Genomic DNA, 11,916 nt, shown 5'->3' with positions numbered 1-11,916 from the left:
CTCCCCACGGCCGTGTGTGCTTTCATGTCACCGGCTCAGGTCCAGTCGCGGATACAGGATTTCAAATCCTTTCTCCAAGCCGCCGGTCAGCGCCGCACCCAAGTGCCCGGCGTTAGGCACCTCGTAATAGGTCGTTGCCATGCCGGCGGCCTGGGCAGCGGCGGAGACCGTCTGGGCCGCCGGTACATAGATGGCATCCAGCGCACCAACAGTGAAAATCGCGGTCGTGTCACGAAAGTGCTTGCCGGCCATGATGTTGATCGGTTTTTGCGCGTCGTAGGCGGCTTGGTCACCATTGAACACCTGGGCCAGGTTGCCGCTGGAGTCTTCCGCACCGGGGAACTCCTCACCGGAGATGTCCAGGATGTTGCCAAAGACGTCGGGATATTTAGCACCCAGGGAAATGGCGCACTGGCCGCCGTTGGAGTACCCGGCAATGGTCCAGGACTTCGGGTCCTGCAGGACCCCCAAATTGTCCCTGGCAAACCCCACCACGTCCTTCATGATGTAGCTTTCCACCTTGCCGTACTTTTTGCTGTCCACGCACAGGGTGTCATTTTGGTCCGGACCGATCTGGTCTGCCACCACCACGATGGGTGCCAGCCCCTGGTTTGCGGCGGCGTACGTGTCCAGCACTCCGCCGATGAATTGCGGGGTTGGATCTCCGGGCTGTCCCATCAGCATGATGACCAGCGGTAGGATCGGCGGCTTTGCGGTCCTGGCCGCCGGCGGCAGGTAGATCCCTGCCGGGCGGGCTATGAACCCGGAGTGGCTGTTGGGAATGTCGTGGGTTCCCTGTTCGCCCGCAGCCGGCATACCGGCCGGTGGCTTCCAGCTTTGCCACAGCGGCACCGCCCCCTCCTGGCCACCGCCCTGGCCAGGGACGGGGAGCTTCACAGTTTCTCCCGTGTCGAGCCCCAACACCGCACCCAGTGTCCTGTCGATGCCCGCGTCGGCGTTGATGCCAATACCGGCCACCACCAGAAACACCGGGACGGAAAGTGCGGCGAACCATTTGCGCCATCGCGGGCTTTTCTAAAAACTCACCACGACAAGCCCCAGTGCGGCGCACAGCAGAATGACCCAAATCCTGACGGCGACCGTGATGGGAATCTGGAAAACATTCCACACATCGACCACCAGCCATGTGCTCGCCAAGCCAATGACTGCCCCGGCAACCGCGCCGGCAAGGGCCCGCAAGGTCCGCGCTCTTCCGGGCCGCAGGAATAGCACAAAGAACAACACGGCCCCGATAGCTGCACCAACATATACGACGCCGTCGGTGCTGATGTCGACCGACAAGATGTCATTCATGACATTCGCTCGCTTCCATTCCAGGTTCGCGTATCGGCGGGTTCCGGCCGCGAAGGGGCTACTTTGCAGCTTCCCTCGCAGTCATTTGCCGAACGATTGCCGCACTTTGCCGGGCCGACAACCCTGGCAGGTAGGCCGAGGTGATGGCCAGTCCAATGGCGGGCAGGGCCAGCGAGTCCTGATAGAACATGTACAGTGTCCGGTGCGCCGGCTGAAAGCGGGACTTAAAGGACGCCAGGGACTTGAATCCATACATGGGCTCCAGCGCATTGCCCAGCAAGTCCAACACCTTGTCCACCGCCGAAGATTCCGCATCTCCTTCGACCTCGGCCGTATTCGCCAGCGGTGAGCCCGAAAGCGAAATCATGGGCACGGTTGCTTGAAAGTGGGTTACCGCCGAAGCAATGAGGAATTCCATGACGCCCTTAAAACCGTCACTGCGGCGCCGCATGAAGTCCAAGGTCCACCCTGTGACCTGCCCGTCGGTGTACACCGGCAGCCAGCTGGTCACACCGTGGACCAGTCCGTCGTCGTCAACCGCCGCGCAGCACATGACGTGATCGTCCTTGACCTCATCGAGGCCGCCGAGCGTGAAGCCCATTTCCGGCAACGCCTTGTCGGACACCCACTCTTCAGAGATTTCGGCAAACTGTGCCCGGACCCCGGGAGGCATGGCCGAGTAGGGCGCCCACAGATCCTTGATCCCGAGTTTGCCCGCCCGGTTCAGTGCCGTGCGCACGTTCTGCCATTCCTTGCCCTTGAACGACATGGCTGCAATGTCCAGCAGCGTCTCCTCGGCCACCTCCAGCCGCTCAAAGTGCATTCCGGCCAGGGCTTCCCCCACATCCGCAGGGGCCGAATAAAAGCACGGGACCAGGCCCTGTTCCACCGCGTGGTGCACAAAATCCCGGGCGGCCGCCTCCTGTCCATCCACGGCACCAAAGGGGCCCGCCACGGTCAAGGCGACTCCGTTGTGCACCTGGTAGGCCACCGCGTTCCGGCCGTCATCACTGTGCCAATACGCGTTGTTGGGCCACAGCGCCATCCAGGACAGCGAACCTCCGCCGGATCGGAGGAGTTCGCGGATCCGGGCCGTGCCCTCCTCAGTGGTGTCCGTATTTGCAATGTAAGTGCGCAGGATCCTGAAGGCCTGCACGCCAAACACCATCCAAATGACGGCGCCGCCAAAACCATAGAGCAGCACCGTGACCAGGCCTTGCGGCAGCTCCACGACAAATGGCAGGGGGAATGGGATGAGGATGTGGGTCAATTGGGCCAGCAGGTCCATGAGACCGAGGCGCCCGAAGTTGCCTTCAATGAACCACATGAGCACATACAACACCACAACGGCCGCCGCCACCCACGCGGTGGCCCGCAGCACGCGCCTCGCGGCCTTGATGTTTCCTGTTACCTCAAATTTGCTGCGCTTCATAAACAACAGAACGGCAATGGCGGCCGGAACCACAACCGACGGCAGGATGTAGATAAACAGGTAGCCGGCCGCCACCTCGGAAGGATCATAGTCCGGGTCCACTATGAAAAGTACAAATGATGCCGCCACGACCAGCGCAATCAGGGCATTGATGGCCACCGCTGTCCACAGCGCTAGCCGCCGGCCACGGCGCAGCCCTTCTGAGCACAACAGCAGCAGCAGCAACGGAATCACCGACAGCACCACGGCGCCCAGACTGCTGACACCCACAATTTCCTGCAGGCTCATGCACGCTGGGTGACCGCCGCACATTTCGCTGAGCTCATCCGCATCGGGACGCGCCTGCATCGTCAAGGTCGCCATGGTTGACAGCGGACCCACCGCAAGATTGGCGGTGAGATGTGCCAGCAACGGCCCGGCAGCGAACGTTCCAACAATGGTGGCCAGCAGGAATCTGGACTCCCGCAATGATGGCCGGACAAACAGCCGTCGCGCTTGGGCGTTGCGGCCGGTGTTCCCCAGCCGTCCGACCACAACGCCGAACACGGCGCCGGCCAAAAGTTGCAGGGTTTCGGCAATGCCCAGGTAGAGGGCGAACATGACAGAAAGCGCCATCAGCCACGTCTGGGTGCGGTGGCGCCATAAATTGTTCATCGACGCCGTGGACGCACCCAGTGCCGCGGTGGCGCCGCCAAAAGCGCCCACCACATAGTTCCCGCCGATGTAGGCGAGCCATGCGTCGTTGTCCGCAGTGCCGACGGCGGACAACGCCACCAGAACCAGCGAGCTAACCACATGGCCCAGCAGAAACATGCCAAGGGCCCGCCACGGACCGATGAACCGCTCCGCAACGCCAACACCGACCGCAATCACCAGAAGCAACAACAACAGCCCGGGCCACGATGCTGCAAAGAAGGTGCTGGCAAGCAGCGTCCACCATTTCGACAACGCATCATCGAGATCAATGCCCACCATCGCGAGCACGTCCTCGGAAGGGCCGGCGCCCAACCCGCCGATAGCAGCCGTGGCAACAATGACCAGCAGCAGAAGTGACACAGTCGCAGGGGACTTTTTTAGGAGGGAAACTATTCGGGCCAGCCTTGGTGTGGCTTCGCTGACACTCGCTGGCACGCTGGTCATCTCATGTCCTTTGCCTGGGCGTTATGGCGGGTCAACTGCGAATTGACCGCGGCAACGAAAGAACCTGCGCACCCCAATCAATGTGAATTGATGTCCCACGACAATGTCTCAAAGCGGTGGAAACGCTGCACCGCGCATCAGAGTATTGGCCTGAAAAATCAATCCCTACGACCTGCCTGCTTGAATAGATTTTAGCGCGTACGGTGGGATGTTGAACGGGTTGATCGCAAAAAAGAATGCCGGGTTTACTCGGGACAAGGACCCCAAAGACTGCAACACAGCCGCTGACCACACAAGACATCCGCCACCTGTTCCTGGAATACCAAGGTGGACCGTGGGCACGCGGTGCTGCAGCGATCCCCGTTTGTTCCCCTGAATGACCCCACCACCTTGTTCACGGGCAGCGGCATGTAGCCCTGTTGCCGTTCCTTTTGGACGCAGATCACCCAAAAGGTGACCGTTTGACTGACAGCCAGAACTGCCTGCGATCCCAGGACTTTGAGGAAGTTGGGGACAACCGGCACATCACATTTTTTGAAATGCTGGGCAATTGGAGCCTTGGGTCCTATTTCACGGACGAAAAGATTCCGGCGCTGTGGGACTTCCTCACCCGCGTGGTGGGCCTGGACCCGGAACGCATCTACGTCAGCGTTTTCGGCGGAGACCCGGACAAAGGCATCCCCCGCGATGAAGAAAGCGCAGATATTCGGGCGCGCCTGTTCAGCGCCGCGGGCATCAGCGCCGACCGCGTTGACTTGGGCACCGAAGAACACGGCAACGAGGTGCGGAACCAACGTGCGCGCATAACGTTTTACGGTGGCAAAGACTGATGGTCGCGCGGAGGTTCACCCGCTGCAACACCAGTAGGCGACCCCTGCGGTCCGGACAGCGAAGTGTTTTACTACTTTCCGGAGGTCACACGCGACACGGCCTACGGCGCATTTCCACACCAGAATTAGGACGGCGGACAGTTCCTGGAAATCGGAAATTCGGTATTCCTGGAATACCGGCGGGCAGAGCATGGTTTTGTCCGGCTGACGCGCCACCAAGTTGATTTTAGTGGCGGGCTGGAAAGAATTTCCGCCGCGGCGATGGGTACCCCGACGGTTTCAAAACCAGCCTCTTGCAGCCACTGATTGTGGCCCTGGAAGAACTGACACAAACCACGTATGAGCAACACACAGCGGTCCTGCGCACCTTTGCCGACCACGTCCGCGGCGCCGTGTTCCTGGCTTTTGACGGCGTGTGCCCAGGCAACAAGGCGAACGGTTACGTCATGCGAAGGCTGTTGCGTCGCGCCATGCGCTTCGGGTTCGGGCTGGGCGTTCAAAAGAACTTCTTCAGCGGCTTGGTCCCCGTTGTTGTTTCCCTGTACCAGGATGCCTACCCCGAGCTGGCCCTGCAGCAGGAGAACATTGAAGCTGTCCTAACCAAGGAGGACCGTCCTTCCGCCGCACCCTGGCCAGGGGCCTGCGGGAACTGCAGCACTTCTCCGCCGGGGGACAGCTGGGTGGCCACGCATTCTTCACCTTGTCTGGCACCTACGGATTCCCCACCGAGCTCAGCCGTGAGGAGGCCGTGTCCCGAGGGATGAACGTGTCGCCAATTTCTCGCGATGAGTTTGACACGCTCCTGTCCGAACAACGCGCACGTTCTCAAAAGCAGACTACGCTGGGCGCGAAGTAAAGTTCTTGTGAAGTTCCACCACCGACACCATCTGGGGATTCCTTAACATGCATTTTCCTGCTGGGAAGCGGCTCCTGGCATTGACTGCAGCCGTGCTTTCCGTGAACGCCTGCAGCATCAGCCCGGCCCCGGTGATGCCCAGCCCCACACCGGCACCGCCGCCTGAATCCGTGGCGGGACAGGCCCTGCCCTCGCTCGATCCGTCCACGGTCCCCGGGGCACTGCCCATGACGATCCACGTGGACGGGGTGGACTCGGTCCGGGCCAAGTGGGTCTACCTAAACGGAGGAGCCGCCTACAACAGCCAGTTGGACGCCCAGCTGTTGGGCATTCTGGATCAACATGCCGGCGGGCGCTTCAATCCGGCCGTGGCCGCACCTGAAAAACCAGGCATGGCCAACGGGCTCAAACTGGCACAGGACATCATTCTGGCGGGCGGGAACACGCTTGGCACCCGGTTTACCCGTTCCGAAGCCGTTGCTGGCACCATGACGCTGCTCTCCGAGACCACGAGCTACACCGATCTGGCCACCGGGGATGTCCAGGGCGGCCCTGCCCTGCTGGCACCTGAGAGCGTGGAAACTGTGCGGGCACTGCTCAGCGGCGCCATCGTTGCGGACGGCGAATCTACCCCGGCCACGCATCAGGAAGCCGCCACACCTGCCGCCTCTGACGCATCTGCTGCATCTGCCACGTCTTCCGCAACCGCCACAGGCACGGAACCCGGCGAGGGCAGCAACGGCACCGCTGCCGCAAAGACGCCCGCCGCGGTACCTCCGGCTGCTGACGCGCTGCTGGGCGGGGCAGCCTTCAGCCGAAGTGGCGAGCTGGTGGTGCCTGTCCAGGCGGACCCGGTCACCGGAATTGCACTGCCAGAATCGGTCAACGTCCACATCACCGCAGAGGCCGCCTCCCCCTTGCTCTCGGACTTGGGCCGACAACTGCGGCAACTGGCCGAGGCCACGACTGCCTTCACCGCTCCCCCACCGGCGGCGTCCGGCCAGGAACACATCAACTGCGACCTGGTTCCGTGCGCCGCATTGACGTACGACGACGGACCCAACGATCAAACAACCCGCCTGTTGAAGATCCTGGCGGACCGATCCGTGTACGCCACGTTCTTTGAGCAGGGCAGCTACGCCGCCAGCTACCCGGAGATCGCCGCCGCCACCGCAGCAGCCGGCCACGTCATTGCCAACCACACAGTGAACCACCCCTATCTGAGCAAGCTGTCCCTCAACGCCGCACTGGGCGAGGTGCAGGGCGCCACGGACATGATCGCGGGGGCCTCCGGCGCAACACCTCGATACCTGCGGCCACCCTACGGCGACATGACTGCGCGCATCGCAGGGTCCATAGGGATGCCTGTGGTCAACTGGTCCGTGGATTCCCAGGATTGGCTGTCCCGCAACAAGGAAATTTTCATTCCCAAGGTCATGGAGCTTATCCACCCCGGATCGATCATCCTGCAGCACGACATCCACAGGACCACCGTGGACGGGCAGGCACAGCTGATAGATGACCTGCATGCCGCCGGCTACCAACTGGTCACGGTCCCCCAACTTTTCCAAGGCATTGAAATGCACAACGGCCAGTCCTACTTCTGCCGCGGGGACGCCTATCCCTGCACGCCGGGCCGATAGGCGCAAGGGGCGTTTCTCCCCCCGGTGCAGGACCCGGCCGGCTGACCGCACAGGACTGGCCGCGTCATGTTGCGCCATACTCGGCAGCCGTTGGCGCCCGCCAGCAGGGCATGTGTTATTTTTCAAGGTAAGTAATGAGTGCCAGCGCCAAGCCCTGACTTGCTGGCCGGCAACCCTCTTTCCGGCGGGGTGCCTCAGGTGAATACTTGGCAAACCCAGCTACCACGGCTGACGTTTGCAAGCGTGAACCCTCTGCGGTGCCAGGCCAGTTCCGGCTCGTATGCACCGCCACCAGCTCCCGCTTGCATTCTGGCGCCACTTGCAATGAGGAGAAGCATGTCCGCGGACGAATCCCCCCTGGCCTACCGGCTCATCACCGGCCCCGACGACCGCTCCTTTTGTGAGCGCATTTCAACCGCCCTTGCGGAAGGTTACGTACTGCACGGCGGACCGGCCGTGACATCCAACGGCGGCCAGGTCATTTGCGCCCAGGCAGTGATTCTCCCGAGGGCTGTGGCCACGAGCGACGCCGCCGTCGCCACCGCAGTCGACGACCTCGACGCCGACCTTGAGTTTGACGGCGAGGGTATCGCATGAGCTACGCAGGTGACTTGGCACCGGCTACGGCTTGGGAGCGCGTGGCGGCCGGGGCAGTCCTGGTGGACGTGCGCACCGAGGGTGAATGGCAGCACATCGGTGTCCCGGATGCCTCCGCACTGAACACCGAGCCTGTCTTAGTCCAGTGGAACCTCGGCAACGGCAGCAACAACCCCGAGTTCCTGGCCCAACTGCAGGCGGTGGTTCCCGCCGACAAGGAGTTGGTGGTGCTGTGCCGTTCCGGTGCCCGCTCCATCGCCGCCGCCGAGGCTGCAACGGCTGCCGGATATACGGCGTACAACATCCTCGAGGGCTTTGAGGGCGAACCCGACCGTTACGGCGACCGGGTGGTCAACGGTTGGAAGAACCGCAAGCTGCCCTGGCGCTAAAGCCGGGTTGCCCAATGTGTAAGTGCCGGGGCAGCCGCCAGCAGCGAAGCCGCCCAACGGCCCACAGCCCAACCGGCGCCAACAGCCCGGCACGGGTGCCGCCGTCGTACTTGATCAGCACCACCAGCGAAAGCCAGGGAACCACAATTGAGCAACTTTAACGAGCACGCAGCCACATGGGCGCAGGACACCCAGGCCGTGCGCGGCGGGCTTGACCGCAGCAATTTCCAGGAGACGTCCGAGGCACTTTTCCTGAACTCCGGGTTTGTGTACGAGTCCGCAGAGCATGCCGAGCAGGCATTCACCGGCGAGGTGGACCGGTTCGTATACTCGCGCTACGGCAATCCGTCCGTGGCCACGTTTCAGGAACGGCTGCGTCTTTTGGAGGGCAAGGAGGCCTGCTTTGCGACGGCGTCCGGCATGTCCGCCGTGTTCACCGCCTTGGGCGCATTGTTGGCGGCGGGCGACAGGGTGGTGGCTTCACGGTCACTGTTCGGCTCCTGCTTTGTCATCCTGAACGAACTGCTGCCGCGGTGGGGCGTGGAGACCGTGTTCGTGGACGGGTCGGATTTGGAGCAGTGGCGGACGGCCTTGTCCGTGCCGACCACGGCCGTGTTCTTTGAGTCGCCGTCGAACCCGATGCAGGAAATCATTGATGTCCAGGCCGTGTGCGACCTCGCCCATGCCGCGGGTGCCAAGGTGGTGGCCGACAACGTGTTCGCCACTCCCCTGCTGCAGCGTTGCGGCGACTTTGGCGCGGACATCGTGGTGTACTCGGGCACCAAGCACATTGACGGGCAGGGCCGCGTGTTGGGCGGTGCGATCCTGGGCACGAAGGAGTTCATCGACGGGCCTGTGAAGAACCTGATGCGCCATACCGGACCGGCTTTGTCCGCGTTCAACGCCTGGGTGCTGACGAAAGGCCTGGAGACCATGAACCTGCGCGTTTCCCACTCCTGCCGGAACGCCCTGGCGCTGGGCGAATTTCTAGAGGCGCAGCCGCAGGTGACGCGCGTGCTGTACCCGCATTTGCCGTCGCACCCGCAGTACGAGCTGGCGAAGAAGCAGATGAAGGCCGGCGGTACGGTGCTGACGTTTGAGCTGGCCGAGCCCGCCTCCGGAACCCGCAAGGAGGCAGCGTTTGCGCTGCTGAACGCCTTGGCCATCATCGACATCTCCAATAATTTAGGCGATGCGAAGTCGTTGATCACCCACCCTGCCACCACCACGCACCGCGCCATGGGGCCGGAGGGCCGCGCCGCGATCGGGCTGTCGGACGGTTTCCTGCGTCTGTCCGTGGGGCTCGAGGACGTGGATGACCTGAAGAAGGATCTGACGGCGGCGCTGGCGGCGATTTCATCCACCGGCCTGAACTTACGCGCATAACTGGCCTCCAGTCCTGCGCATAGTCGTTTATGCGCAGGACTGCTTCTGAGCCTTGCACGTAAGTTGATTGCTAGGCCAGGCCCCAGAAGATTCCCGCTGCCCAGGACACTGTCAGCACCGCAATGACGGCGAACATCTGCCGGTCCTTGAAGTGTTTACCCGGGGTACGTCCGGCCAGGGCGAGGCCTGGTGGAACCGCTGACAACAGCAGCAGCAGGACGTTGGCAACCAGCGCCGCAAATGAGGCCGCATTGCGCTCGTCCCAGCTGATCCACGCCCAAAGAACACTTATGAGCGTCATGAACACCGCCACGATCACAAGCTTTTCCCGGGCGTTGTAGCCTTTGGTGCCGCCGCCACGCAGGTAGACACGGCCCATGGCGAGGTTCAGCACAATTCCGGCAAGGGACAGGTAGCTGACCACAGGGATATAAAGCACCAGACTGGCGACCAGATCCCCCGCGGCAAGCCCAAACCAGCCGTCCAGCCACTGCATGGCTGCGACATTGTCGATGAGCCAGTCCACGGCGAACGTGCCTGACGCCAAGTACAGGACGGAAAGGGCAATTGACAGTGGGACCAGCAGGGCAAGGGCCATGCGCTGGCGAAAGTACCCTGAGTCAAGTAGCTCTGAACCTGCCGCGCGGCGGTCGGCGTTGCCCTTATTTCTCTTGGACACGGTTAGTCCTGAAAGTACTCGATCTCGGCGCCGACGGTGTTCAGGCGCTCGGCCAGGTCCTCGTAGCCGCGCTCGATCACGTAGATGTTGCGCAGTTCGGACGTGCCCTTGGCGGCGAGCATGGCCAGCAGGATGCAGGCGGCCGGGCGCAGTGCGGGAGGGCAGCCGATTTCGGCGGCACGCCACGCGGTGGGCCCGGTGATGTCGATGCGGTGCGGGTCCAGCAGGCGGACGCCGGCGCCGAGACGGTTCAGCTCGGTCAGATAGATGGCGCGGTTCTCGTACACCCAGTCGTGGATGAGCGTGGTGCCCTCGGCGCAAGAGGCGATGACGGCGAAAAACGGCAGGTTGTCGATGTTCAGGCCGGGGAACGGCATGGGGTGGATCTTATCCGGCGCAGCCTTCAAATCGGAGGGCAGCGTGGTGATGTCCACGAGGCGGGTCTTGCCGTTGCGGGCCATGTATTCGGCGGACTTGAGGTAGCGGAAGCCCATCTGTTCGAGCACCTTGAGCTCAATTTCCATGAACTCGATGGGCACGCGGCGGACGGTGACCTCGGACTTTGTCACGATGCCGGCAGTGATCAGGGACATCGCCTCGATGGGGTCCTCGGACGGTGCATACTCAATGTCCACATCGATCCGGGATTTGCCGGTGATGGTCAGCGTGGTGGAGCCGACGCCTTCCACGGTGACGCCCAGGCCCTGGAGGTAGAAGCACAGGTCCTGGACCATGTAGTTGGGGCTGGCGTTGCGAATGATGGTGGTGCCTGCGCGGTGGGCCGCGGCCATGATGGCGTTTTCGGTGACCGTGTCCCCGCGCTCGGTCAGCACAAAGGTCCTGTCCTCGGTGTCGCTGAGCGGGGCCTGGACCTGGTAGAAACCGTCGTGGGCGTTGACTGTGAGCCCGAATTCGCGCAGCGCCTGCATGTGCGGCTCCACTGTTCGGGTGCCGAGGTCGCAGCCGCCTGCGTAAGGGATGCGGTAGCTGTGTTCCTCGTCGAGGAGCGGGCCAAGGAGCATGATGACGCTGCGGGTGCGCTTGGCGGCGGCGATGTCCATCGAGGCGAGGTCCAGCACGGCGGGGCGGCGGATCAGCAGGTCGTTGTCCTCCAACCAGGTGCACTCGACGCCGATGGAGGTCAGCAGTTCAACAATGCGGTTGACTTCTTCGATGCGGGCCACGCGGCGCAGGGTGGTGGTGCCGCGGTTCAACAGGCTGGCGCAGAGCAGGGCCACGCCGGCATTCTTGCTGGTGTTGACGTCCACACTGCCGGACAGCTGGCGTCCGCCGTGGACGCGCAGGTGTGTGACGGCGTTCTTGGAAACGGCTCCCACGCTGAAAAGGTTGGCTTCAAGCAAGGCTTCCATGCGCTGAATCATCTTCAGGCTCAGGTTCTGCTTGCCTTGTTCCATCCGGGCCACAGCGCTTTGGCTGGTGCCCAATTGGGTTGCCAATTCGCCCTGGGTCCAGCCCTTTTCGTTCCGTGCATCCCGCACTAAAACGCCGACAGTTTCTGCAGCCACTTGAGTCATACATGCATTTATATCATAGGATGCATAAAATGCCGGACTAATGTGACCTTTTGGACAGTTTATGCAGAATATGTGGCGAAATAACCGTTACGTGCGATAAATTCGATGGGCTAAC

The 11,916-nt window shown here is 62.4% G+C and carries 11 protein-coding genes, 1 pseudogene and 1 riboswitch; of the genes and pseudogenes, 7 read left to right on the top strand and 5 right to left on the bottom strand.

All coding sequences use genetic code 11. The features are described 5' to 3' along the window. Positions 1-27: 27 nt before the first annotated feature. The 3 genes from art_RS14090 to art_RS14085 are packed head-to-tail and all read right to left on the bottom strand — an operon-like array spanning position 28 to position 3,886. A complete protein-coding gene (locus art_RS14090) occupies positions 28-981 on the bottom strand; it encodes an esterase family protein (protein WP_253901363.1) in 954 nt (317 codons plus the stop codon). 54 nt (positions 982-1,035) lie between these two features. Next, entirely contained in the window at positions 1,036-1,314 is a 279-nt protein-coding gene (locus art_RS22990; protein ID WP_253901362.1) for a hypothetical protein, read from the bottom strand. A gap of 58 nt (positions 1,315-1,372) precedes the next feature. Next, complete coding sequence (locus art_RS14085; protein ID WP_052136576.1) at positions 1,373-3,886, bottom strand: bifunctional lysylphosphatidylglycerol flippase/synthetase MprF; 2,514 nt, start codon at positions 3,884-3,886, stop codon at positions 1,373-1,375. A 419-nt stretch (positions 3,887-4,305) separates the two neighbouring features. Here art_RS14085 and art_RS22690 point away from each other — a divergent pair, with 419 nt between their 5' ends. From art_RS22690 to art_RS14060, 7 genes and pseudogenes are all read left to right on the top strand, one after another. Next, positions 4,306-4,716, top strand: coding sequence for an alanine--tRNA ligase-related protein (locus art_RS22690; RefSeq protein ID WP_367643736.1), 411 nt, complete (start codon positions 4,306-4,308; stop codon positions 4,714-4,716). A 287-nt stretch (positions 4,717-5,003) separates the two neighbouring features. After that, positions 5,004-5,315: pseudogene (locus tag art_RS22685) on the top strand (alanine--tRNA ligase-related protein); the annotation flags it as partial. 29 nt (positions 5,316-5,344) lie between these two features. Further along, on the top strand, positions 5,345-5,572 hold the full coding sequence (locus art_RS23340) for a hypothetical protein (RefSeq protein ID WP_367643785.1): 228 nt from the start codon (positions 5,345-5,347) through the stop codon (positions 5,570-5,572). Between the two features lie 92 nt (positions 5,573-5,664). Then, complete coding sequence (locus art_RS14075) at positions 5,665-7,215, top strand: polysaccharide deacetylase family protein (protein WP_162182062.1); 1,551 nt, start codon at positions 5,665-5,667, stop codon at positions 7,213-7,215. Positions 7,216-7,345: 130 nt separating this feature from the next. Further along, a riboswitch (SAM riboswitch) is annotated at positions 7,346-7,465 on the top strand. A gap of 86 nt (positions 7,466-7,551) precedes the next feature. After that, on the top strand, positions 7,552-7,812 hold the full coding sequence (locus art_RS14070; RefSeq protein WP_038465736.1) for a DUF1737 domain-containing protein: 261 nt from the start codon (positions 7,552-7,554) through the stop codon (positions 7,810-7,812). Continuing rightward, the gene (locus tag art_RS14065; RefSeq protein ID WP_038465734.1) at positions 7,809-8,201 is read left to right on the top strand and encodes a rhodanese-like domain-containing protein; all 393 of its coding nucleotides are present in this window, start codon (positions 7,809-7,811) and stop codon (positions 8,199-8,201) included. Before art_RS14070 ends, art_RS14065 begins: the two co-directional genes overlap by 4 nt. Before the next feature lie 147 nt (positions 8,202-8,348). Beyond that, positions 8,349-9,587, top strand: coding sequence for an O-succinylhomoserine sulfhydrylase (locus art_RS14060; protein WP_052136574.1), 1,239 nt, complete (start codon positions 8,349-8,351; stop codon positions 9,585-9,587). Positions 9,588-9,657: 70 nt separating this feature from the next. On the opposite strand, the gene art_RS14055 is transcribed toward art_RS14060, so the two are convergent. Next, positions 9,658-10,266 carry a hypothetical protein gene (locus art_RS14055; protein WP_038465732.1) on the bottom strand — a complete coding sequence of 203 codons (609 nt, stop codon included), beginning with the start codon at positions 10,264-10,266 and terminating at the stop codon, positions 9,658-9,660. A gap of 2 nt (positions 10,267-10,268) precedes the next feature. Next, on the bottom strand, positions 10,269-11,801 hold the full coding sequence (locus art_RS14050) for a UDP-N-acetylglucosamine 1-carboxyvinyltransferase (protein ID WP_038465730.1): 1,533 nt from the start codon (positions 11,799-11,801) through the stop codon (positions 10,269-10,271). Between the last annotated feature and the right edge of the window lie 115 nt (positions 11,802-11,916).

Source organism: Arthrobacter sp. PAMC 25486, from assembly GCF_000785535.1.
In the GTDB taxonomy this organism is placed as follows: domain Bacteria; phylum Actinomycetota; class Actinomycetes; order Actinomycetales; family Micrococcaceae; genus Specibacter.
Note: the sequence above shows the minus strand (reverse complement) of the source record. Positions and strands in the feature narration are given on the sequence as shown.

Excerpts from the sequence above, each read along its gene's own strand:
- art_RS22990 (WP_253901362.1), bottom strand. The coding sequence starts at position 1,314 with ATGAATGACATCTTGTCGGTCGACATCAGCACCGACGGCGTCGTATAT.
- art_RS14085 (WP_052136576.1), bottom strand. The coding sequence starts at position 3,886 with ATGACCAGCGTGCCAGCGAGTGTCAGCGAAGCCACACCAAGGCTGGCC.
- art_RS14070 (WP_038465736.1), top strand. The coding sequence starts at position 7,552 with ATGTCCGCGGACGAATCCCCCCTGGCCTACCGGCTCATCACCGGCCCC.
- art_RS14065 (WP_038465734.1), top strand. The coding sequence starts at position 7,809 with ATGAGCTACGCAGGTGACTTGGCACCGGCTACGGCTTGGGAGCGCGTG.
- art_RS14050 (WP_038465730.1), bottom strand. The coding sequence starts at position 11,801 with ATGACTCAAGTGGCTGCAGAAACTGTCGGCGTTTTAGTGCGGGATGCA.